A 24,490-nucleotide genomic window follows, 5' to 3' on the forward strand; every position below is an offset into this window, starting at 1 on the left:
ATTGCTGCAGTTAGTGTAGTTTTACCGTGGTCAACGTGGCCGATTGTACCAACGTTTACGTGCGGTTTTACGCGTTCAAACTTTTCTTTTGCCATCTTAAAAAATTCCTAATAAAGAAATTAAAGCCTGACTCACTATTGAGCCAGACAAGCTAAAATTATATAACAGCGCGAGCTGAAATTATTGTATCTGCAACATTTTTAGAGGCTTCAGCGTACTTCACAAACTCCATAGAGTATGAGGCACGGCCCTGAGTTGCAGATCGTAAAGCAGTCGCATAACCAAACATTTCAGAAAGAGGAACTTGCGCATTAATTTGCTTAAGCCCACCTAATGCATCTTCCATGCCTTCGATTATGCCGCGACGACGGTTTAAGTCGCCAACTACATCACCCATATTTGAATCAGGAGTGAGTACTTCAACCTTCATTACTGGTTCTAAAAGTACAGGGTTAGCTTTAAGCGCCCCATCTCTCATTGCCAGTGAACCTGCTATTTTAAATGCCATTTCATTCGAATCTACATCATGGAATGAACCATCATATAAAGTCGCTTTAACGCCAAGTAATGGGTAGCCTGCCAGTACACCTTGAGACATTTGCTCTTGGATACCTTTGTCTACCGCAGGGACGAACTCTTTAGGAACAGAACCACCTACGGTTTCGTTAACGAACTCGTAAATTGGTGACTCATCATCCGTGATATCCATCGGTTCAAGTTTAATCCAAACGTGTCCATATTGGCCACGACCACCTGACTGACGTATAAACTTCCCTTCAACTTCAACAGTTGAACGAATAGCTTCTCGGTATGAGACCTGCGGCTTACCAACGTTACATTCAACACTGAATTCACGTTTCATACGGTCGACGATGATATCTAGGTGAAGTTCACCCATGCCAGAGATTATAACCTGGCCTGATTCTTCGTCAGTTTGTACGCGAAAAGAAGGGTCTTCAGCAGCTAGTTTTCCTAGCGCGATACCCATCTTATCTTGGTCAGCTATAGTGCGAGGCTCAACCGCAATAGAGATTACTGGTTCAGGGAATTCCATACGCTCAAGCGTAATAATAGAATTCGGATCACACAGTGTTTCACCTGTTGTTACGTCTTTAAGACCAATAGCTGCCGCGATGTCGCCTGCGAAAACTTCTTTGATCTCTTCACGAGAGTTTGAATGCATCTGTACGATACGGCCAAGTCGCTCACGCTTACTTTTTACTGGATTATATACCGTGTCACCCTGTTTAACAGTACCAGAGTAAACACGGAAAAAGGTCAAAGTCCCAACAAACGGGTCTGTTGCAATCTTAAAAGCGAGTGCAGCAAACGGCGCTTTATCATTAGCCGGACGCTCTTCCTCAGTACCATTTTCTAAGATACCTTGGATTTGTTTCACTTGTTCTGGTGACGGCATATATTCAACAACGCCATCAAGCACAGCTTGAACGCCTTTGTTTTTAAATGCGCTACCACAAGTAACTGGAACAATCTCATTAGCTAATGTTCGTTGACGTAAAGCATTTTTAATTTCTGCTTCACTTAACTCTTCACCTTCTAAGTATTTATCCATTAGTTCTTCTGAGGCTTCAGCAGCGCTTTCAACTAAATGAGAGCGCCATTCTTCAGCCAATTCCAGAAGCTCTGCCGGTATTGCCTCATAAGAGAAAGTCATACCCTGGTCCGCTTCGTTCCAGTTAATCACTTTCATTTTTATAAGGTCAATAACACCTTTAAAGTCGTCCTCAGCGCCTACAGGCAACTGAATTGGAACAGGCGTTGCTCCAAGACGAGATTTCACCTGGCTAACCACAGCTAAGAAGTCAGCGCCCGTGCGATCCATTTTATTTACGAAGATCATTCTCGGAACTTCGTATTTGTTCGCTTGACGCCAAACTGTCTCAGTTTGCGGCTGTACACCAGATGAAGCACAAAGAACAACTACCGCACCATCTAGTACGCGTAAAGAACGCTCTACTTCGATAGTGAAATCTACGTGTCCTGGAGTATCAATAATATTGATACGATGGGCGTCAAATTGAGCATCCATCCCTTTCCAAAAACACGTTGTTGCAGCAGAAGTGATTGTGATACCACGCTCTTGTTCCTGCTCCATCCAATCCATAGTTGCAGCGCCATCATGTACTTCACCGATCTTATGAGAAAGACCCGTGTAGAACAGAACACGTTCTGTTGTGGTGGTTTTGCCTGCATCTACGTGAGCAACAATACCTATATTACGATAGCGCTCAAGTGGAGTTGTACGTGCCATATGATCCTCTTAAAGGTTAAAGACAGATTACCAACGGTAATGAGCGAATGCTTTATTCGCTTCAGCCATACGGTGAACGTCTTCACGTTTCTTAACCGCAGTGCCTTTATTATCAGAAGCGTCAACGATTTCTTGAGCTAAACGTAAGCCCATAGATTTTTCGCCACGCTTACGTGCAGCGTCTACTAACCAACGCATACCTAATGCGTTACGACGAACTGGACGTACTTCAACTGGTACTTGATAAGTTGAACCACCAACACGGCGAGATTTAACCTCTACCTGTGGGCGGATGTTATCAAGTGCAGTTTCAAAGATTTCTAGGTGCGACTTGCCTGATTTCTCAGCAGCCACGTCTAGCGCACCATAAACAATTTTTTCAGCAGTAGATTTCTTGCCGTCTAACATCACGATGTTAACGAATTTAGCAAGAAGTTCCGATCCGAACTTAGGATCTGGAAGAATTTTACGTTGACCGATTACGCGTCTTCTAGGCATTTTGTATCTCCGGTTTATTCAGGTTTGCTCTTTCGAGTCAATCACCCAAAACAATAATTATAAATATTTAGTGCTTGGCCTTACTAACGGAATACAATTACCCTTTAGGGCGTTTTGCACCGTATTTAGAACGAGCTTGACGACGATCGCTAACGCCTGCACAGTCAAGTGCACCACGAACAGTGTGAAAACGCACACCTGGTAAATCTTTAACACGACCACCACGGATTAGGATTACACTATGCTCTTGAAGGTTATGACCTTCACCGCCAATGTATGAAGTTACTTCGAAACCGTTAGTTAAACGTACACGTGCTACTTTACGTAACGCCGAGTTTGGTTTCTTAGGTGTAGTTGTATATACGCGAGTACATACACCGCGCTTTTGCGGACACGCTTTTAGTGCAGCTGAGTTACTTTTCGTAACCTTGCTACGGCGTGGCTTACGCACTAGCTGGTTAATAGTTGCCATTTAAATAGCTCCTGAAATTAAAATTACTACTGAAAAAAATAAAAAATCCGCCCTTTATTTACGAGCCTGCATTAAGCACACAAGTAAATGGGTGGCGGAATTTTAATGAGCAAAGTTTAACCTGTCAACCTAAACTAATCGCAAGACAGCATATAACTGCCTTACGATTACTTAATCTATTGATTAAGAACAGTTTATTGATTTCCAGACAAATCAGCATTTAGAGCGTCTGTAAGTGCTTGAGTTGCCTCTTCTGCACTTACTGTTTGCTCTTCTACGACTACTTTGCTTTGTTTACGGCGAGCCATACGTTCTTGATGATACGCAAAACCGGTACCGGCTGGGATCAAACGACCCACAATTACGTTTTCTTTAAGACCGCGAAGCTCATCGCTCTTACCATTCACTGCCGCATCTGTAAGAACACGTGTTGTCTCTTGGAAAGACGCTGCAGAGATGAAAGATTCTGTTGCTAGTGATGCTTTTGTGATACCCATTAATTGGATTTCAAACTTAGCTGGGATCTTACCTTGTTTTTCAAGGTCACGGTTTGCGATATTAACGCGCGCCACTTCGATTTGTTCACCAGCTAAGAAGTCAGTATCACCACCGTGTATAATGGTACATTTACGTAACATTTGACGGATAATTGTTTCAATGTGCTTGTCATTGATCTTAACGCCTTGCAAACGGTAAACCTCTTGCACTTCGTTAACGATGTAGTTAGCAACATGAGTCACACCACGTAAGCGTAAGATGTCATGTGGTGATTCAGGACCATCGGCGATAACTTCACCTTTAGACACTTGCTCACCTTCAAACACGTTAAGTTGACGCCACTTGTGAATCATTTCTTCGTAATGATCACCTTCTGGTGGAGTAATAACTAAACGCTTCTTACCTTTAGTCTCTTTACCGAAGCTAATTGTACCAGTTACTTCAGCTAATATAGCTGGATCTTTTGGCTTACGAGCTTCAAATAAGTCGGCTACGCGTGGTAGACCACCCGTGATATCACGAGTTTTCGAACCTTCTTGCGGAATACGTGCTAACACGTCACCTGGGTTTGCTGTAACGCCGTCAATTACTTCAATCGTTGTGAATGAAGGAAGACGTGTTTCTTGCAAGCCGCGCTCTTCACTTTCGATGATAAGCTTTGGTTCTTTCGTATTTACTTTAGCAAGGTCTTTAACAACTACACGGGTTAAACCAGTTAGTTCATCAGTCTGTGCTTCAGTATTTGAGTCATCAATATCGCTGAACGATACTTTTGATTTATGCTCAAGAACGATTGGGTGACTATGCGGGTCCCAAGTAGCAACGATGTCGTTACCTTGAACTTCTGCATTATCTTTAACTGTTAATACCGCACCGTAAGGTACTTTATAACGCTCTTTCTCACGGCCATGACTATCGATGATAGTAATTTCCGTTGAACGCGAAGTAATAACAATCTTATCGTCTGTATTTAATACATATTTAGAGTTATGCAGTTTTAACGTACCGTTAGTTTTAACTTGTACATTATTTTCTGCAGACGCTCTAGATGCTGCACCACCGATGTGGAAGGTACGCATCGTAAGCTGTGTACCTGGCTCACCGATTGACTGTGCTGCGATAACACCTACTGATTCACCAGCGTTGATGATATGACCACGTGCTAGGTCACGACCGTAACAGTTAGCACAAACACCAAAGTCATTATCACAAGTGATAACAGAACGTACGCGAACTTCATCTACTGAATGTTCTTCTAAAAGATCACACAGTTTTTCGTCTAGCATGATATTACGTTCAACAAGCACTGTATTAGTACCTGGAATTACAATATCTTCAGCAACAACACGACCTAAAACACGTTCGCGAAGCGCTTCTACAACATCACCACCTTCAATAAGCGGTTTCATTGTTAAGCCATCTTCTGTGCCACAGTCATCTTCATTGATTACCAAATCTTGTGCAACGTCTACTAGACGACGCGTTAGGTAACCCGAGTTTGCTGTTTTAAGTGCTGTATCGGCAAGACCTTTACGCGCACCATGCGTTGAGATGAAGTACTGAAGTACGTTTAGACCTTCACGGAAGTTAGCTGTGATTGGAGTCTCGATGATTGAACCATCTGGACGTGCCATTAGACCACGCATACCCGCCAACTGACGAATCTGTGCAGCACTACCACGAGCACCTGAGTCGGCCATCATAAACACTGAGTTAAATGACGGTTGCTCTACTTCTTCACCCTTTGCATTGATAACTGTGTCTTTCGACAAGTTAGACATCATTTCACGTGATAAGTTTTCGTTAACACGTGACCAGATATCGATAACTTTGTTGTACTTTTCACCAGCCGTTACAAGACCTGATTGGAATTGTTGGTTGATTTCAGTAACTTCAGCTTCAGCTGATTCAATTATCTGTGCTTTAACCGGTGGGATAACTAAGTCATCAATACCGATAGAAACACCTGACTTCATTGCATAATGGAAACCGGTGTACATAACTTGGTCAGCAAACACAACAGTGTCTTTAAGGCCTAGACGACGGTAACACTCATTCAATAAGCTAGAAATCTGCTTTTTACCAAGCGGCTGATTGATTGACGCAAACGGCATACCAGTTGGTAAAATTAGAGACAAAATTGCACGACCGACAGTTGTATCGATAACAGTAATAGTATCTTCTACTACACCATCTTCGTTTTTAACTGATTGGCTAATACGTACTTTCACGATTGCGTGAAGGTCTGCATTGCCACTGCGGTATGCTTTTTCTGCTTCTTTTGGATCTTTAAATATCGCGCCTTCGCCTTTAGCGTTAATGCGGTCACGAGTCATGTAATAAAGACCCAATACAACATCCTGTGAAGGAACGATGATTGGCTCACCATTCGCAGGAGATAGAATGTTGTTTGTTGACATCATCAATGCACGAGCTTCAAGCTGCGCTTCGATTGTTAACGGTACGTGTACCGCCATTTGGTCACCATCGAAATCGGCGTTGTACGCCGCACATACTAATGGATGCAAATGAATCGCTTTACCTTCGATAAGCACAGGCTCAAACGCTTGGATACCCAAACGGTGAAGTGTTGGTGCACGGTTAAGTAATACCGGATGTTCACGAATTACTTCGTCAAGTACATCCCATACTTCCGGAACTTCACGTTCTACCATTTTCTTAGCTGCTTTGATCGTCGTAGCCATGCCGCGACGCTCTAGTTTGCCATAGATGAATGGTTTGAATAGCTCAAGTGCCATCTTCTTAGGAAGACCACATTGGTGAAGCTTAAGTGTAGGACCTACTGTAATTACAGAACGGCCTGAATAATCTACACGCTTACCAAGTAAGTTCTGACGGAAACGACCTTGCTTACCCTTGATCATATCAGCAAGAGATTTAAGAGGACGTTTGTTAGAACCTGTAATTGCACGACCACGACGACCGTTATCAAGTAGCGCATCTACCGCTTCTTGTAACATACGTTTTTCGTTGCGTACAATAATGTCTGGTGCTGCTAAATCTAGTAGACGTTTAAGACGGTTATTACGGTTAATAACACGACGGTAAAGGTCATTTAGATCAGATGTCGCAAAACGACCACCGTCTAATGGTACTAATGGACGTAGATCAGGTGGCAATACTGGAAGTACTGTCATGATCATCCACTCAGGGTTATTACCTGATTGGTGGAACGATTCCATTAACTTAAGACGTTTAGTGATTTTTTTACGCTTAGTTTCAGAGTTAATTGTTGGTAACTCTTCACGCATCTCAGCAATTAATTGAGCAAGATCAAGTTCACGAAGCAAGTCTAAAACTGCTTCAGCACCCATCTTCGCTTCAAACTCATCACCGTGCTCTTCTAGTGCATCTAGGTATTCTTCTTCACCTAATAGTTGACCACGCTCAAGCGTTGTCATACCAGGCTCAGTCACTACGAATGATTCGAAGTAAAGAACACGTTCAATATCACGAAGCGTCATATCTAGCATTAAGCCAATACGTGACGGTAATGATTTTAAAAACCATATATGTGCAACTGGGCTCGCAAGGTCAATATGACCCATACGATCGCGTCGCACTTTAGTTAGTGTAACTTCAACGCCACACTTCTCACAGATCACACCACGGTGTTTAAGGCGTTTATATTTACCACATAAACACTCATAATCTTTCACTGGGCCGAAAATACGGGCACAGAATAAGCCATCGCGCTCAGGCTTGAAAGTACGGTAGTTAATAGTCTCAGGTTTCTTTACTTCACCGTATGACCATGAACGAACCATGTCTGGTGAAGCAAGACCAATGCGAATTGCATCGAATTCTTCGGTCTTATTTTGTTGCTTCAGAAACTTAAGTAAGTCTTTCACCTTAGCTCTCCTGTCGGAGTTAATCTTGAGGACGGGTAATCTCGTCCCTACATTCTATTCAGCCGTAACAGATGCTGCAGCGTTAACTGCAGCACCTAATTGGCTTAATTTTCTTCCAACTCGATGTTGATACCCAGTGAGCGGATTTCTTTCAACAATACGTTGAACGATTCTGGCATACCTGGTTCCATTTTATGGTTACCATCAACGATGTTTTTATACATCTTAGTACGACCGTTCACGTCATCCGATTTCACTGTTAGCATTTCTTGTAGAGTGTAAGCAGCACCGTAAGCTTCAAGTGCCCATACTTCCATCTCACCAAAACGCTGGCCACCGAACTGTGCTTTACCACCCAGCGGCTGCTGAGTAACAAGGCTGTAAGAACCAGTAGAACGTGCGTGCATCTTATCATCAACCAAGTGGTTAAGTTTAAGCATGTACATGTAACCTACAGTTACTTGACGTTCAAACTGATCGCCAGTACGGCCATCATAAAGTGTAACCTGACCACTTCGAGGATATCCACCAAGCTCAAGCATGTCTTTGATTTCGCTTTCTTTCGCGCCATCAAATGCAGGAGTAGCAATTGGTAAACCACCTTTTAAGTTTTCAGCTAGACGACGAATTTCGTCATCAGTGAAGCTAGCAATATCTACTACTTGGCGAGATTCACCAATTTCGTAGGCTTGCTTGATGAATTCACGTAGCTCATGAAGCTCACGTTGCTCTTTCATCATTTCTTCAATACGTTCACCGATACCACGTGCAGCTAGACCCATATGTGTTTCAAGGATCTGACCGATGTTCATACGTGATGGTACACCTAGTGGATTCAATACGATATCTACCGTACGACCTTTATCATCGTAAGGCATATCTTCTACTGGTACGATAGTCGAGATAACACCTTTGTTACCATGACGACCCGCCATTTTATCACCTGGTTGAATACGACGTTTAACAGCAAGGTATACTTTAACAATCTTAAGTACGCCTGGTGCTAAGTCATCACCTTGGGTAATTTTACGACGTTTATTTTCAAACTTTTTATCGTATTCAGCTTTAAGCTCATCGTACTGTGCAGCTAGTTGCTCAAGTTCAGCCTGCTTGTCTTCTTGTGCAAGGCTTTGAGTAAGTAGTTTTTCAGCATTCAGTGACGTTAGTTTCTCTTCTTCGAAGCCTGCATCAACAAGTAACTTGCGAGCACGTCCTAAAACGCCAGCTTCTAAAATACGGAACTCTTCGTTGAAGTCTTTCTTCGCTTCGCGAAGCTGCATATCTTCAACTTCTAACGCACGTTTGTCTTTTTCAACACCATCACGGGTGAAGACTTGTACGTCAATTACAGTACCAGTTACAGAATTTGGTACACGTAAAGAGCTGTCTTTAACGTCAGACGCTTTTTCGCCGAAGATAGCTCGTAGAAGCTTCTCTTCAGGTGTCAGCTGTGTCTCGCCTTTAGGAGTCACTTTACCTACTAGAATATCGCCGCCTTTAACTTCAGCACCAATATAAACAACACCTGATTCATCAAGCTTGCCTAGTGCAGATTCACCCACGTTCGGGATATCTGCAGTGATCTCTTCAGGACCTAATTTAGTATCACGGGCAACACACTGTAGTTCTTGAATATGGATAGTCGTTAGACGATCTTCTTCAACTACGCGCTCTGATAGTAAGATTGAATCCTCGAAGTTATAACCGTTCCATGGCATGAATGCCACGCGAAGGTTTTGACCAAGGGCTAAGTCACCTAAGTCAGTCGAAGGACCATCTGCTAACACGTCACCACGAGTAACCGGTTCGCCAACCATACAAGTTGGTTTTTGGTTAATACATGTATTTTGGTTAGAACGTGTGTATTTGGTTAAGTTGTAGATGTCGATGCCCGCTTCGCCAGGAACGCGTTCTTCTTCATGTACGTTTACAACGATGCGACTTGCGTCAGCATACATTACTTCACCACCACGTTTTGCAACGATAGTAACACCAGAATCTTTCGCTAGTGTTAACTCAATACCTGTACCTACTAACGGCTTATCCGCTTTCAATGTTGGTACTGCTTGACGTTGCATGTTTGAACCCATCAATGCACGGTTAGCATCATCGTGTTCTAGGAACGGGATAAGTGCTGCCGCTACAGAGATCACCTGTTGTGGTGATACATCCATATATTGCTGATCCATACGACCCATAAAGGTAGATTCACCTTTGTGACGACATGGAATAAGTTCATCTACAAACTCATTGGTTTCAGTTAAGTTTGAATTCGCCTGTGCGATAACAAACTGACCTTCTTCAATGGCTGATAGGTAATCAACTTCATCAGTTACAACACCGTCTACCACTTTACGGTAAGGTGTTTCTAAGAAACCGTAGTCATTTGTACGTGCGTACGTAGACAATGAGTTAATTAGACCGATGTTTGGACCCTCAGGAGTCTCGATTGGACATACGCGACCATAGTGAGTTACGTGAACGTCACGTACTTCAAAGCCTGCACGTTCACGAGTTAGACCGCCCGGACCTAATGCAGAAATACGACGTTTGTGCGTAACTTCTGATAGTGGGTTATTTTGGTCCATAAACTGTGATAACTGAGACGAGCCGAAGAACTCTTTAACAGCAGCCGAAATAGGCTTAGCGTTAATAAGATCTTGTGGCATTATTGCGTCAAGGTCACCTAAGCTTAAACGCTCACGTACAGCACGCTCTACACGTACTAGACCAACACGGAATTGGTTCTCAGCCATTTCGCCAACACTACGTATACGACGGTTGCCTAAGTGATCGATATCATCAACATCGCCTTGACCGTTACGAATAGCAATTAATACTTTCATAACAGACACGATGTCTTCTTTGCTTAATGTGCCTGGGCCTGTGTCTGTATCGTAACCAACACGGCTATTGAACTTCATACGACCTACAGTAGATAAGTCATAACGTTCTTCAGAGAAGAATAAGTTCTGGAATAAGGCTTCAGCCGCGTCTTTCGTCGGTGGCTCGCCTGGGCGCATCATGCGATAAATTTCTACTAGTGCTTCTAAACGGCTGCTTGAAGAGTCAATATTCAATGTATTTGACATGTAAGCACCGCTGTCCACTTCATTGATATATAACGTATCAATTTTAGTGTAACCAGCTTTAACCAATTCAGCCATTAGCTCAAGAGTTAGTTCATCATTCGCGCTTGCTATAACTTCACCCGTTGACTCGTCAACGTAGTTTTTAGCTATAATACGGCCAATAATGTACTCATGAGGTACTTCTAGGCGGTTAATGCCTTTCTTCTCGATGCTCTTGATGTGGCGAGCCGTAACACGACGACCGCTTTCAACAAATACTTCACCGTCTTCGCTCTTGATATCAAAAGCGGCAGTTTCACCACGTAAACGCGAAGGCACAAGTTCCATAAGAACTTTACCGTCAGCTACTTCAAACGTCGTGTTGTCGAAGAAGATTTCTAGGATTTCTTCACTAGAGTACTCAAGTGCACGTAGGATGATAGACGCCGGTAATTTACGACGACGGTCAATACGTACATATAAGTTATCTTTTGCATCAAATTCGAAGTCTAACCATGAACCACGGTAAGGAATAACGCGTGCGTTATATAATACTTTACCTGATGAATGAGTTTTACCGCGGTCGTTATCAAAGAATACACCAGGGCTACGGTGTAGCTGAGAAACGATAACACGCTCTGTACCATTGATTACAAAGGTACCGGTATCGGTCATGAGCGGAATTTCGCCCATGTAAACTTCTTGCTCTTTAATGTCTTTAACTGTGCCTGGAGCTTCTTTGTCCATAACAACAAGACGCAGTTTCACGCGAAGTGGAGCAGAATAAGTCACACCGCGAATTTGACATTCTTTTACATCGAAAACTGGCTCACCAATACGATAACTTACGTATTGAAGCTCAGAATTTCCCGAGTAGCTTTTAATAGGGAACACAGAACGGAAGGCAGCTTCCAAACCATGATCGCCATCAGCGTCCGGCACTAAGAATTTTTTAAACGATTCTAACTGTGTAGACAGTAAAAAAGGTATATCCAAAACTTGTGGACGTTTACCAAAATCCTTACGGATACGTTTCTTTTCAGAATAAGAGTAAGCCATGGGGTTCCTCAGCTTGCTGATCTTTGACCCGACCTGTTCTTGTAAGAACAGACTTAACTGGCAGCTATGCCAAGATTTTTACAACATTTAACTGTTGTTCTAATTAGATCCCACTTTAACACTAGCAAACTATAAAGCGTTGAAAGTAAAGAAAAAATCAGATTTTATTTGAACTAAAAGAGTGGATCACTCTATAGCGCAAAAAGGCCGGTGATTAAATAATCACCAGCCCTTGCCTGATTTCTCAGGCAGCGAACTTAGCAAAAGCTAAATTACTTAACCTCAACTTCAGCACCAGCTTCAGTAAGATCTTTTGCAAGTGCTTCAGCTTCTTCTTTAGATACACCTTCTTTAACAGGTGTAGGAGCAGCTTCAACAAGAGCTTTCGCTTCTTTAAGGCCAAGGCCAGTTGCGCTACGAACAGCTTTGATTGCAGAAACCTTATTAGCGCCAGCGCCAGTAAGGATTACGTCAAATTCTGTTTTCTCTTCAGCAGCTTCAGCAGCTGGACCAGCTACCATTGCAGCTGCAGCTGTTACGCCGAATTTTTCTTCCATTGCTTCGATAAGAGCAACAACGTCCATTACTGACATTTCAGCAATTGCGTCAAGGATTTGGTCTTTAGATACAGACATTACAAATTTCCTAATAATTAACGGACATTACGTCCAAATAAATTTTACACCGAAAGTGATTAAACAGCTTAAAATTAAGCAGCTTGCTCTTCTTTCTGTAGACGTACTGCTTCAATTGTTTTACACAATTTGCCAGCAGACGCTTCTTTCATAGCACTCATTAAGCGTGCAACAGCTTCATCGTATGTAGGTAATGTAGCAAGCATTGCTGCATTAACAACATTTCCTTCAAAAGCGGCCGTTTTTATCTCGAATTTCTCATTCTTTTTCGCGAAATCTGAAAAGATACGCGCAGCAGCACCTGGGTGCTCTGATGAGAAAGCGATTAAGCTTGGACCAACAAATGAATCAGAAAGACACTCAAAATCTGTTCCTTCAAGAGCACGTTTTGCTAAAGTGTTACGGACAACTTTCATCCAAACACCGTTTGCACGAGCTTCTTTACGAAGGGCAGTAATTGCGCCAACTGTTACACCACGAGAATCTGCAACAACTGCAGATAGAGCACCATTGGCTGCTTCGTTGACTTCAGCAACTATTGCTTTTTTGCCTTGAAGATTTAAAGCCATGGGTGTTACTCCTGGTTTAATGGGGATACCGATTATCGGATTCCCCTGTTTTACTCTTCCCTACCAAACAAAGTAGAGATGCTTTTTACGGCGAGAGCCAGAAGGATTAGGAAAAATCTATCTGGGGTCTACACCGTCTACGTAGGTGAATATTAAGGCCGGAGCCACCTACGGTCTTGGACGGAAGCCCAATTTATCGTTAAACCCTAAGGCTTAACGAAATTATGGACTTCAACCCGAATTCTTTACTTTGCCGACTAATAAATTAATCAACAAAATGGCGCGAAATTATAGTACAAATTTCACGCCATGTAAACACTAAATTAAGCTACAGTTGTAGTTAAAGTGCTTTGGTCAACAGAAACACCTGCGCCCATTGTTGTAGAGATAGTTACTTTTTTCAAGTAAACACCTTTAGCTTGAGAAGGCTTAGCCTTCTTAAGTGCAACAATTAGTGACTCAAGGTTTTGTTGAAGTTGCTCAGCTGTGAAATCAACCTTACCAATAGTAGTATGGATGATACCATTCTTGTCATTACGGTAACGTACTTGACCAGCTTTAGCATTTTTAACTGCTTCTGCAACGTTAGGCGTTACAGTACCAGTTTTAGGGTTTGGCATTAGACCACGTGGGCCTAAGATTTGACCTAGTTGACCAACAACACGCATAGCGTCTGGTGATGCAACAACAACGTCAAAGTTCATCTCGCCTTTTTTAACTAGCTCAGCAAGATCTTCCATGCCTACTAATTCAGCACCAGCTTCTTTCGCAGCTTCTGCGTTAGCGCCTTGTGTGAATACAGCAACACGAACGTCGCGACCAGTACCGTTAGGTAGTACAGTAGCACCACGAACGTTTTGATCAGATTTACGAGCATCGATACCAAGGTTAACGGCAACGTCAACACTTTCTACGAATTTAGCTGTCGCTAACTCTTTTAAAAGAGCAACTGCTTCATTGATTTCGTAATCTTTAGTTACTTCCACTTTTTCGCGGATAGTACGCATACGTTTAGTTAATTTAGCCATTTCTTAGTCCTCTACGTTCAAGCCCATCGCACGCGCAGAACCTGCGATAGTGCGAACCGCTGCGTCCATATCGGCAGCTGTAAGGTCAGTTCGTTTTGTCTCAACGATCTCTTCAAGTTGAGCACGAGTTACTGTGCCTACTTTATCAGTGTTAGGACGGCCTGAGCCTGACTTGATACCAGCAGCTTTCTTAAGTAAGTAAGCAGCAGGTGGCGTTTTCATGTCGAACGTAAATGAACGGTCACCGTAAACAGAGATCACTACAGGAACTGGAGCGCCTTTTTCGATAGACTCTGTACGTGCGTTAAACGCTTTACAGAATTCCATGATGTTTACACCGTGTTGACCTAGTGCAGGACCTACTGGAGGACTAGGATTAGCCATACCAGCGGCAACTTGTAGCTTGATTAGAGCTTCAACTTTTTTAGCCATTATAAATACCTCATTTGGTGGGTCTCAGCCTTGTGCGCGCGAGGACGCGTACTCTAACGGCTTCCCAGTTTAAAAATTGGTTTCGTACTTTTTGCACAGTAAAAATAAATTTTACCTTAATACAAAAAGGCCGCTGATTATAAGATAATCAGCGGCCTTTTTCAAGCTTCGTGCCAAAATTTAAAAAAATAGTGGCGAAGCTTTTTTAATCAATTACTTATCTTGTTCAACTTGACCAAATTCAAGCTCAACTGGCGTAGAACGACCAAAAATAAGTACAGATACTTTTACGCGGCTTTTTTCGTAGTCAACTTCTTCAACTACACCACTGAAGTCTGCAAATGGTCCATCTGTAACGCGTACAACTTCACCTGGTTCAAATAATGTAGCAGGTTTAGGTGCTTCAGCATTTTCTTGTAAACGATTAAGAATGCGTTCTGCTTCTTTAGGGCTGATAGGAGCAGGACGATCAGACGTTCCACCAATAAAGCCCATTACGCGTTCAGTGCTGTTCACTAAGTGCCAGCTTGCGTCGTTCATATCCATTTGTACTAATACATAACCTGGGAAGAATTTACGCTCAGACTTACGCTTTTGACCAGCACGCATCTCAACAACTTCTTCAGTTGGTACTAATATCTCACCAAAGCTCGCTTCAAGACCTTCAATTTTGATATGTTCAATTAACGTTTGTGCTACACGCTTTTCGTAACCAGAAAAAGCCTGTACTACGTACCAACGTAATTTAATTTCTTTGTTCTCGTTCTCATCCGACATGGGATCAGATCTCCAATCCAGTTAAAAAGCCAACAGCGCGGAATAAAATGCCATCTAATCCCCAAAGGATAAGTGCCATAATCACTGTTGCAACCATTACAATTAATGTCGTGTGGGTAGTTTCTTGGCGAGTTGGCCAAATAACTTTGCGTACTTCAATTCGAGCTTCTTTAGCGAAAGCAAGAAAGTTACGTCCCTTAAATGTTTGTGAGGCAATTGCTAATCCGGCCGCTATTGCAACAACAACGCCGATAGCACGTAGTAATACAGATTGATCTGCATACATATGATTACCAACAACTGCGCCTGCAAGTAGCGCGATTGCTACTAACCACTTTACTGACTCCATCGCACTTGATGGTGTTTCTACATTCGTGCTCATAATATTATTACCTTAACTACAGACACAACAACCCTACACTACGGCAGGGTTAATCCATTAAAATCTAAACTTAAAAACAGACTTAATTTAAACCGGTTTTTAATCTCAGACTACTCAATCACAAGTAAAACTGGCAGGGGCGGAGAGACTCGAACTCCCAACCATCGGTTTTGGAGACCGCTGTTCTACCAATTGGAACTACGCCCCTGCAAAGTGGATGCCTATTATACTTACGCAGTTCATTAACACAAGCCTAAAAGATACCCACAATGCAAAATCTCAACATTGCATTGAAAAATCAATCTTAACATTGATTAAAAAGCAGTTTATGATTGACCAGATACTCGGTTTTTACTTAGCCCACTAGGCTACAAAACTCGCGCCGCGACTAAATCGCCCCTAGATTGAACAAATTTCAATCCACAAAGGTCAACACGCCCTAAGGGATTCACAAGAGATAGGAAGTCTGTGAAAGCAATTAAAACAATCATAAAATATAAAGTCATCAGCCTTTTATTATTATTTCATACTAGCTCGCTCGCCCTACCACTGTACTTAGATACATATACAAATGAACAAGGTTTATCTCAAAATTCAATCACCTGCAGTACCACTGATGAAAAGGGGTTTCATTGGTTTTCGACCCAAGGCGGCTTAAACCGATTCGATGGATATGAATTTAAACACTATAAATTCAATCCTTCACAATCGAGTATTTCGGGGAATTGGATTACAGACTGCCTGAATTTAGAAAACGGCCAACTTTGGTTTGCGACGACAAGTAACGGCCTCAACTTATTAAATACTGAAACAGGAAGTTTTAGTGTTTTTAACCAGTATTCAACCCCCTCTATTACAAACCAACGCATTTCAACAATAACCTCTAACTCCCCAGAAACAATTTGGATTGGTCACGATAAAGGGCAACTTACTCGGTTAAATACAAAAACAGGTACTACCGAGTTATTTTCTTATCAGAGCACAAATCAATTAAATGTTGTTTTTAAAGATATGCTTTTTGATGATAAAAAAAACCTTTGGTTAGCAAGTAATATTGGGCTTATTAAGTTCGATTCAAAAACAAATCAGTTCACATACATACCTAATAGCCCTAAACAGCTCTGGCAATTAAAAAAAGCACCAAACGACAAATTTATTATAGGAGGCAAAACTGGTCTAAGTGTTTTTGACTTAAACACACTCGCATTTTATAACTTTGAGCAACTCAAAAATGTTTGGGTAACTGATATGCTTATTGATGATGAAAAAAACCTATGGGTAAGCACTTATGGCCATGGTCTTTATTATCAAACTAAAGATATTTTATTAAGTAAACAGTTTCAGCAACTTACTTACTCTCCAAATTTAAAGCATGGCTTAGCTAACGACCACTTATTGTCACTTTACCAAGACCCTAAAGGGATTATTTGGATTGGTACAGATGGTTATGGGTTACATCGCTATGATAAAAGACAGATTCAGTTTGGTCATCAAAAGCATCAAAGCAATAACTCGGCTTCGATTTCGAATGACTTTGTAAGAGCAATACTCAAAGATAGTAACAACATACTCTGGGTGGGCACGCGCGACGGACTTAACAAACAAACTGACACAGGATTTAAACACTATAAAGCAGATAAAAACCACAATATTGGCCTAACTAATAACAATATATTTAGTCTTTATGAAGATGCCAATAAGCGCATATGGGTAGGCACGTATGGAGGTGGTTTACTGCTTTATAACCCAGTTAATGATAGCTTTTCAGCTTTTACTATGCAAAGTCACCAACTCAGCAGTAACCGTATTTATGCAATCGAGGGCGACCATATTGGTAATTTGTGGCTGGGCAGTAATGAAGGATTAACGCGATTTAATCCCAATACATTGCAAGTTACACACTTTAAATACAGCGCAGATAAAAATAGCATCTCAAATAATACTGTTTTTAGTATTACTTATGACGGTGAGAACAACGCGATATGGGCTGGAACCCGCGTAGGATTAAATAAATTTTCTTTAAATGATGAAACTTTCACCCATTACCAAAGCGATCTTAAAAAGCCTAATAGTTTAACGCATGACATGGTTACATCCTTGCATTTACAAGATAAAAACACTTTATGGGTAGGTACTTTTGGCGGGCTAAATAAGTTAAATATCCAAACAAACAAAGTAATAAACATTACAGAGTTCGATGGCTTGCTTAACGATAATATTTTTGCAATTAAACAAGACAGCAGCGGTTACTTGTGGCTAAGCAGTAATCAGGGGTTAACCCGTTACGCTCCTCAAACTCAACAAATGCAGCATTTTTTACCCGCAAACGGTATACAGCACCATTCTTTTATTTTAGGCGCCGCTTTTCAAGCGAATGACGGCGAGCTATTTTTTGGTGGTATTAATGGTTTTAATCAATTTGATCCGTTAAAACTAACTCTAGCAACCAAACCTCCAGAACCCGTTATTACAGACTTACTTATTTATAACCAGTCAGTCGCGACGCAGCAATATATAAAAACCAATACTCAAGCGGCTAAGCTTATAAGCTATACAGACAGACTCTTTTTTAAAGAAGAAGATGGTGTTATCGGTTTTAAGTTTTCTGCTTTAAACAGTGCAGAGCCCCCTTCTCAATACCAATATGCTTACAAGTTAGCTGGGTTAGATAAGCAGTTTTTATACGCAAACAAAAACCAGAGGCAAGTTAGTTATTCTCAACTTCCCGCAGGAAGCTATCACTTTATTGTAAAAGTTAAAGACCAATACGGCCAATGGAGTGATGATAAAACGATGGTTGCGCTTACGGTTACTCCACCTTGGTGGAAGAACAATGTTGCTTATGTCACTTACATCATTATCGTATTATTTATAATGTGGTTAATTATAACAGCAAGGTATAGAGCTAAAGTTGCAGAGCAAGCAAACTTAAAAGAGAGAGAACTTAGCAGCTTAAAAACCCAGCTATTAGATAACGTTAGCCATGAACTTAAAACACCATTGAGCTTAATATTAGCGCCACTTGATAGTTTACTAAAAAGTCATAAAGATTCAGACACCCAACAAAAACTAGCGATGATTCAACGTAATAGCCATAAGCTATTGGATCAAATAAACCAACTTTTGCAGCTCAGTCAGCGCCCAAGCACTGCAGTGAAACACGTAACACCCTATGCTATAAATCCGGTAGTTGAACAATTAATCGAAGATTTCACTCCTTTATTTAAACAAAAAAATATTACGTTCGAGCTTGAAGATTTAACGCAAAAAAATATTCTCATTGAATTAGAGCCAAATCATACAGTTTCTATTATCAGTAACTTATTAAGTAACGCCCAAAAATACACCCCGAACGGAGGTAAAGTATTACTTCAGCTATTAACTCAAAAACAAATATTAACCATCATAGTCTCAGACACTGGTGTTGGTATAGATAAAAAGCACCTCGAGGCAGTTTTCCAACGATTTACACGCATAGATACGAGTAATCAAAGCGGTAGCGGTATTGGCTTAGCACTTATAAAGCAGCTAGTTGAGCAATATGAAGGAACCATTGAACTTAAAAGTGAATTAAACAAAGGAAGTTGCTTCACTATTTCACTCCCAATAACTCAAGTAGACGAAACCTCTGACCTTACTGCTCTTGCTGTATCTAAAAGCAATAATTTATGTGCAGTAAAAAACAATAAAATTCTTATTATCGAAGACAACGATGAAATGCGTGATTTACTAACGTCACTCTTTATTAGCAACTTCGTATGTATAAACGCCGTTAACGGAGAGCTAGGTTTAGCTTTATGTAAAAGCGAAATGCCTGACTTGGTAATAAGTGATGTAATGATGCCTATTATGGATGGCTATCAGTTTATTAAAGCACTGCGCAGCGACACGGCTATTAGCCATATTCCGGTGTTATTACTTTCAGCAAAGGCTGATACGCGCAGCAAATTAAAGGGCCTGGACTTACTTGCTGATGATTATTTAAGTAAACCCTTCGAACCACAGCTGTTATTAAGCCGCGTTCAAGGATTATTAACGATTAGAGAAGTACTCAATCAAAATTTAAAACAACAACTACCTGCTTTATCACAAACAATCGAGCTCGACCCACAAATGGCGCAAAGTAAAGATTATGTATTTACCGAGCGTGTAAAAACGACAGTAAAAGAGCATTATCAAGACGAAGCGTTTAACGTGGAAGAATTTGCAGCTGCGCTTTATCTTAGCCCTCGCGCTTTACAATTAAAAATGAAAGCCTTGTACAACCTAACACCAAGCGATTACATTCGAAACATTCGCTTAGAATTTGCACAAGAGCTTTTAAAAAATAGTGAGCTTGCGATTGGTTTAGTAGCACAGCAAGTTGGCTTTAATTCACAAAGCTACTTTGCCCGCTGCTTTAAATCAAAATATAACATGTCCCCAAAACAGTTTCGTGAAAAATCCTCATAAATTTCGCCTGTGTGACTAAATATTTCGCACCAGTACTATTTTTAACCTACTGATTTAACTAAATTAACATGAATATAAATATTGAAGGAAATGCACAACATTTTCTTTAAGCATATTAATTAAGGACAGTCATATGTTAAAAGCACCACAAAAACTATTATTAACGGCACTATTAACGACCACTCTGAGCGCTTGTCAAAGCACCTCTACAAATGTCACTTCAGGTCAAAACTCACCAGACATAAATGCAGTTGCACAAGAACAATACAATGGCCCTAAAGCTCGTATTGCTGTTGCACGCTTTACCGATAAATCTAACAACTCAAAATGGTGGCGCAAAGAAATAGGCGACGGTATGGCTGATCAATTAACTACGGCTCTAGTATCAACAAACCGCTTTATTGTTTTAGAGCGCCAAGCGCTTGATGCTGTTTTATCAGAACAAGACCTAGCAGCCTCAGGTCGCGTTAGCGCTTTATCGGGTGCTGCTTATGGCGAGATTGAAGGTGCTGAAATAGTCGTGATTGCTGCGGTAACAGAATTTGATGACGATAGCTCTGGTGCAAGTGTTGGCAGTGGCGGCTTTATCGGTGATGTATTTAGCTCTGTATCTGCCGGTTTTTCGGGTTCACATATAGCAATTGATCTACGCCTTATAGATACTCGCACATCACGCATTTTAGCTGCAACGAGTGTTGAAGGGGGTAGTAAAGATTTTGATTTCACAGGCGCTGCAACCAATTTTGGTGGCGCACTCGTTGGTGGCAATATTAGTGGATGGTCAGATACCCCTAAAGAAAAAGCCCTGCGTGAAGTTATTATTAAAGCAGTTGAGTTTTTAGAAACTAAAATTCCAGATACCTACTATCGCTATAACAGTAACAACACGTTAGCACCGGGTTACACTGCGCCGCCACCAGCTACTAAACGCGCAAAAGCAGCCAGCAAGAGCGCTGTAACAGTTGATGTACCCACTCATAGAATGCCGCATTATGAGAAAATGGATTTAGCAATGTCACGCCTAAGCTTAGTTTGTTTGGGCTACCTAAGAAATCAGCCTGACTATGAAGAGTTTGAAACACAAGATGTTGAATACGATCGTAAAACAGTTATCGCGCTTCGTGAGTATCAGCAAGACAAAAAACTCAAAGTAACCGGTTTAGCTGATGAAACAACCAAAAAGTCACTTGATGACAGTGGTTGTATTGCCAAAACGAACAAATCTAGCCTCGAAAGTATAAGCAACATGTTTAAATTTAATTAATCAGTATTAGCTTTAAGCTTAAAATTGAAAACGGCTGTTATATAGGCCGTTTTTCATCCACACGTAATAACTCACCACGATAAAAATCACACACTAACCAAATTTGCTCAAATTGATAGGTTCTTGGAAAGTTAAGGTCATCGATCACGGCTTCAAAGTCAGCTTTGCGCCAAATAGTACTCGCGTTACGAATAACAAGCCAAGTACGCTCTGAATAGTAACGTTTTTTCGCTTTTTGTTTCAGCAACCGCTCTAATGCAGCCCGCAATCTGTGTTCACTTGGCTTTTGTGCCACGTCTGCCAAATCTCGTTGCATTTGCATTGACAGCGGGCGTCCTAAAACAGCCATCGCTTCTGTTTCGCTGGCATATAGATGAGCAATTTCTATATCAAGCTGTTCATTCTCTTGATAACAACTAACGTCAGGTTTATTCGGCTCATTATGCCAAATATTACGCATATGAATGCCTTGCTGTTGCTCATAACAGCGTAAAAACAATTTAGCCGCATCATGCTCTAACTGACGCTTTTCCTCATCACTGCTGCGTTTCATTCAACACCTTGTAAACATCATTCAGTAAGCTTGAAGCACCAAACCTAAATGTCTTTGCTTGCAGGTAATCATCCCCCATTATTACGCGTGCAAGTGCTAAATAATCACTGGCATCTACCACTGTTTTAACACCACCGGCGGCTTTAAAGCCAACATGCTTACCAGTATTTTTAATTGCACTGAGCATAATTTTTGTTGATTCAAGCGTGGCATTTACAGCGACTTTACCCGTACTGGTTTTTACAAAATCAGCACCGCCTTCAATTGCAAGCTCTGTGGCTTGAGTAATAAGCGCGTCAGTTTTTAGCTCGCCGCTTTCTATTATTACTTTTAGCTGGGCGCGCGACCCACACGCTTTTTTACTTTCACTTACATAACTAAGTACTGCTTGAGCATCGCCCGCGATTAACTTTTTATAAGGAATAACCAAGTCAATCTCATCAGCACCGCGCTCTATTGCAATAAGTGTTTCGTTAATTACATCACTTATTGGTGCATCACCCGTTGGGAAGTTAGTGACTGTTGCCACTTTTACATGGTTAAGCTCACGTGCTGCGAGTGCTATTTTTGCATCATCAACAAAGTCGCTATAAACACATACGGCGGCAGGCGTGCCCAACGTCGGATTTATACTATTAACAAGCGCTTGAATGTCTGTAGTTGTATCGCTGGTATTTAAGCTTGTTAAATCCATCAGTGCTACTGCTAATGCAGCTTCTTTTTGTTGTTGTGCCATGTAGACTCCCTTGCCTATGTAATACCAATTTTATTAAAAACATGATCATTTTAGCGTATTAAATAACTCACTAACGACGTTAAAAATTATTTATATAGAACAACTATGTATCATAATTTTAGCCTTGTTATTGAGCTATTTTCTCGTCGCTATAATAGATCACTAATTTAATGCAATTGGTATAAGTACAAAATTTAATATACCCCCATATTAACAAATTAAATCAAACTCGCTATAGCTCATAACCAAACACTATAAGCTGATTATTTTACTTGTAACTCGTCGTAATCCCTTGTTAACTAACTCTTAGGCCTAAAAAGCCCACCTATTATAACTTTTGGTTATATCAACTTGGTTTTAATTATTTTTTACTTATTGATAGCCGCTATATTCTGCTCATCAGAATAAAGCGTTTTCTTATATTTGAATTTGTTTAGGGGTCTTATTAACGTGCAGTATTTACCTATCTTTACCAAACTCGACAACAAACCAGTATTGGTTGTTGGCGGTGGAGAGGTCGCATTACGCAAATGTCGCGCGTTTTTAAAAGCGAGAGCAAGCGTTACTTTAGTAGCACCTTGGTTTTGCGACGAACTAAAAGAGCATGCACATAATAATGAAGTAACGCTTATTGATGCTTATTTTGATGAATCGCACCTTGATGGCAAAATGCTTGTTATTGCAGCAACCGACCGCGATGAAGTAAACAACAACGTATTTGAACTTGCCAATGCCCGCAATGTATTTGTAAACGTGGTTGATGACCAACCTAAATGTACGTTTATATTTCCATCCATTGTTGATCGCGACCCAATTACGATAGCTATATCAAGTGCAGGCACAGCGCCGGTACTTGCACGTCGCTTACGCGAAAAGCTCGAAACCCTTATTCCGCATCATATTGGCCCACTTGCAACACTTGTCGGTGGCTTTAGAGGCAAAGTAAAAAAACGCTTTAAGCATTTTTCAGACCGCCGCCAATTTTGGGAAGGCGTGTTCGACTCATCTGTCGTGAGTAAAGTACAAACCGGCGATACCCAAGCCGCACAGCAGCAACTAGAGCAAATGCTAGATGCTAAAGCAGAACCTGAAGGCGAAGTATATGTAGTCGGTGCAGGCCCTGGCGATCCAGAGCTTTTAACACTTAAAGCACTGCAACTTATGCAACAAGCCGATGTGGTTGTATACGACTTTTTAGTCTCTGACGAAATTATGGAATTAGTGCGTCGTGATGCTGACCTTATTTGTGTAGGCAAACGTTTAGGCGATCATAGTGTTGTTCAAGATGACACCAACCAAATGCTGGTCGACCTTGCTAAACAAGGCAAAAAAGTGTGCCGCATTAAAGGTGGCGATCCGTTTATTTATGGTCGTGGTGGCGAGGAAGTACAAGTACTAGCTGCTAACAACGTAAATTATCAAATTGTACCGGGTATTACAGCCGCTGCAGGTTGTAGTGCGTATGCGGGTATTCCGCTAACGCATCGTGACCACGCACAAGCCATTCAATTTGTAACTGGCCACTGTAAAAAAGACGGTCAAGAACTTGATTGGCAATCGCTGGCAAAAGCAAATCAAACGCTTGCTATTTACATGGGCGTAATTAAATCGCCGCACATACAAAGCGAGCTTTTAAAGCATGGTCGCAAAGCCGACACCCCTGTTGCCATTATCGAAAACGGTACACGTAAAAATCAGCGTGTAGTAACAGGCCAATTAGGCGAACTTGCCGACTTAATCCAGCGCAACAGCATTATATCGCCTGCGCTACTCATTATTGGCGAAGTAGCCGCCCTGCACTCGCAACTAGCCTGGTTTGGGGAAAACGAGCAAACAAGCAGCTTTGCACAGCCGCTAACAGATGTATCAAATACATAACCGAATTTTAAATTTGTAACTTTTAATCATTTTAGTAGGACG

Annotated in this window: 17 protein-coding genes and 1 tRNA gene; 3 read left to right on the top strand and 15 right to left on the bottom strand. The window is 41.3% G+C overall.

Annotation, left to right across the window (positions count from 1 at the left end):
• The 13 genes from DC53_RS21655 to DC53_RS12640 all read right to left on the bottom strand — a co-directional run.
• Positions 1-95 (bottom strand): GTP-binding protein (locus DC53_RS21655; RefSeq protein ID WP_021032652.1); only part of this gene is annotated, 95 nt, incomplete at its 3' end.
• Between the two features lie 62 nt (positions 96-157).
• Positions 158-2,272, bottom strand: a complete 2,115-nt coding sequence (fusA, locus tag DC53_RS12695; RefSeq protein WP_007378455.1) for an elongation factor G — start codon at positions 2,270-2,272, stop codon at positions 158-160.
• A gap of 27 nt (positions 2,273-2,299) precedes the next feature.
• Positions 2,300-2,770, bottom strand: coding sequence for a 30S ribosomal protein S7 (rpsG, locus tag DC53_RS12690; RefSeq protein ID WP_010555004.1), 471 nt, complete (start codon positions 2,768-2,770; stop codon positions 2,300-2,302).
• Between the two features lie 97 nt (positions 2,771-2,867).
• The gene (gene rpsL / locus DC53_RS12685; RefSeq protein WP_002958885.1) at positions 2,868-3,242 is read right to left on the bottom strand and encodes a 30S ribosomal protein S12; all 375 of its coding nucleotides are present in this window, start codon (positions 3,240-3,242) and stop codon (positions 2,868-2,870) included.
• A gap of 194 nt (positions 3,243-3,436) precedes the next feature.
• A complete protein-coding gene (gene rpoC, locus DC53_RS12680) occupies positions 3,437-7,612 on the bottom strand; it encodes a DNA-directed RNA polymerase subunit beta' (RefSeq protein WP_008133458.1) in 4,176 nt (1,391 codons plus the stop codon).
• A 104-nt stretch (positions 7,613-7,716) separates the two neighbouring features.
• Complete coding sequence (gene rpoB / locus DC53_RS12675; protein ID WP_033029134.1) at positions 7,717-11,742, bottom strand: DNA-directed RNA polymerase subunit beta; 4,026 nt, start codon at positions 11,740-11,742, stop codon at positions 7,717-7,719.
• Positions 11,743-12,014: 272 nt separating this feature from the next.
• The gene (gene rplL / locus DC53_RS12670) at positions 12,015-12,377 is read right to left on the bottom strand and encodes a 50S ribosomal protein L7/L12 (RefSeq protein ID WP_002958882.1); all 363 of its coding nucleotides are present in this window, start codon (positions 12,375-12,377) and stop codon (positions 12,015-12,017) included.
• 74 nt (positions 12,378-12,451) lie between these two features.
• Positions 12,452-12,946, bottom strand: a complete 495-nt coding sequence (rplJ, locus tag DC53_RS12665; protein ID WP_007378452.1) for a 50S ribosomal protein L10 — start codon at positions 12,944-12,946, stop codon at positions 12,452-12,454.
• A 323-nt stretch (positions 12,947-13,269) separates the two neighbouring features.
• Positions 13,270-13,974: a 50S ribosomal protein L1 gene (gene rplA / locus DC53_RS12660; protein ID WP_007378451.1), complete on the bottom strand. Its 705-nt coding sequence runs from the start codon at positions 13,972-13,974 to the stop codon at positions 13,270-13,272.
• Between the two features lie 3 nt (positions 13,975-13,977).
• Positions 13,978-14,406 carry a 50S ribosomal protein L11 gene (rplK, locus tag DC53_RS12655; protein WP_002958879.1) on the bottom strand — a complete coding sequence of 143 codons (429 nt, stop codon included), beginning with the start codon at positions 14,404-14,406 and terminating at the stop codon, positions 13,978-13,980.
• Between the two features lie 213 nt (positions 14,407-14,619).
• On the bottom strand, positions 14,620-15,183 hold the full coding sequence (gene nusG, locus DC53_RS12650) for a transcription termination/antitermination protein NusG (RefSeq protein WP_007378450.1): 564 nt from the start codon (positions 15,181-15,183) through the stop codon (positions 14,620-14,622).
• Positions 15,184-15,187: 4 nt separating this feature from the next.
• A complete protein-coding gene (gene secE / locus DC53_RS12645; protein ID WP_002958877.1) occupies positions 15,188-15,565 on the bottom strand; it encodes a preprotein translocase subunit SecE in 378 nt (125 codons plus the stop codon).
• 131 nt (positions 15,566-15,696) lie between these two features.
• Positions 15,697-15,773, bottom strand: a tRNA-Trp gene (locus DC53_RS12640).
• 260 nt (positions 15,774-16,033) lie between these two features.
• On the opposite strand from DC53_RS12640, the gene DC53_RS12635 reads away from it, so the two are divergent.
• Entirely contained in the window at positions 16,034-20,017 is a 3,984-nt protein-coding gene (locus DC53_RS12635; protein ID WP_033029137.1) for a hybrid sensor histidine kinase/response regulator transcription factor, read from the top strand.
• A 133-nt stretch (positions 20,018-20,150) separates the two neighbouring features.
• Positions 20,151-21,281 carry a CsgG/HfaB family protein gene (locus tag DC53_RS12630; protein ID WP_033029139.1) on the top strand — a complete coding sequence of 377 codons (1,131 nt, stop codon included), beginning with the start codon at positions 20,151-20,153 and terminating at the stop codon, positions 21,279-21,281.
• Positions 21,282-21,318: 37 nt separating this feature from the next.
• On the opposite strand, the gene DC53_RS12625 is transcribed toward DC53_RS12630, so the two are convergent.
• Together DC53_RS12625 and deoC are read right to left on the bottom strand one after the other, a co-directional pair.
• On the bottom strand, positions 21,319-21,834 hold the full coding sequence (locus tag DC53_RS12625) for a hypothetical protein (protein WP_033029142.1): 516 nt from the start codon (positions 21,832-21,834) through the stop codon (positions 21,319-21,321).
• Positions 21,818-22,570 carry a deoxyribose-phosphate aldolase gene (gene deoC / locus DC53_RS12620; protein ID WP_033029145.1) on the bottom strand — a complete coding sequence of 251 codons (753 nt, stop codon included), beginning with the start codon at positions 22,568-22,570 and terminating at the stop codon, positions 21,818-21,820. The genes DC53_RS12625 and deoC overlap by 17 nt, the downstream gene beginning before the upstream one ends.
• A 450-nt stretch (positions 22,571-23,020) precedes the next feature.
• Here deoC and cysG point away from each other — a divergent pair, with 450 nt between their 5' ends.
• On the top strand, positions 23,021-24,448 hold the full coding sequence (gene cysG, locus DC53_RS12615; protein ID WP_033029147.1) for a siroheme synthase CysG: 1,428 nt from the start codon (positions 23,021-23,023) through the stop codon (positions 24,446-24,448).
• The last annotated feature ends 42 nt before the right edge of the window (positions 24,449-24,490 follow it).

The organism is Pseudoalteromonas fuliginea, from assembly GCF_000690055.1.
In the GTDB taxonomy this organism is placed as follows: domain Bacteria; phylum Pseudomonadota; class Gammaproteobacteria; order Enterobacterales; family Alteromonadaceae; genus Pseudoalteromonas; species Pseudoalteromonas fuliginea.

Bases quoted from the DNA above. Each gene is read 5' to 3' on its own strand.
- fusA (WP_007378455.1), bottom strand. From the start codon at position 2,272: ATGGCACGTACAACTCCACTTGAGCGCTATCGTAATATAGGTATTGTT.
- rpsG (WP_010555004.1), bottom strand. From the start codon at position 2,770: ATGCCTAGAAGACGCGTAATCGGTCAACGTAAAATTCTTCCAGATCCT.
- rpsL (WP_002958885.1), bottom strand. From the start codon at position 3,242: ATGGCAACTATTAACCAGCTAGTGCGTAAGCCACGCCGTAGCAAGGTT.
- rpoB (WP_033029134.1), bottom strand. From the start codon at position 11,742: ATGGCTTACTCTTATTCTGAAAAGAAACGTATCCGTAAGGATTTTGGT.
- rplL (WP_002958882.1), bottom strand. From the start codon at position 12,377: ATGTCTGTATCTAAAGACCAAATCCTTGACGCAATTGCTGAAATGTCA.
- rplJ (WP_007378452.1), bottom strand. From the start codon at position 12,946: ATGGCTTTAAATCTTCAAGGCAAAAAAGCAATAGTTGCTGAAGTCAAC.
- rplA (WP_007378451.1), bottom strand. From the start codon at position 13,974: ATGGCTAAATTAACTAAACGTATGCGTACTATCCGCGAAAAAGTGGAA.
- rplK (WP_002958879.1), bottom strand. From the start codon at position 14,406: ATGGCTAAAAAAGTTGAAGCTCTAATCAAGCTACAAGTTGCCGCTGGT.
- nusG (WP_007378450.1), bottom strand. From the start codon at position 15,183: ATGTCGGATGAGAACGAGAACAAAGAAATTAAATTACGTTGGTACGTA.
- secE (WP_002958877.1), bottom strand. From the start codon at position 15,565: ATGAGCACGAATGTAGAAACACCATCAAGTGCGATGGAGTCAGTAAAG.
- DC53_RS12630 (WP_033029139.1), top strand. From the start codon at position 20,151: ATGTTAAAAGCACCACAAAAACTATTATTAACGGCACTATTAACGACC.
- DC53_RS12625 (WP_033029142.1), bottom strand. From the start codon at position 21,834: ATGAAACGCAGCAGTGATGAGGAAAAGCGTCAGTTAGAGCATGATGCG.
- deoC (WP_033029145.1), bottom strand. From the start codon at position 22,570: ATGGCACAACAACAAAAAGAAGCTGCATTAGCAGTAGCACTGATGGAT.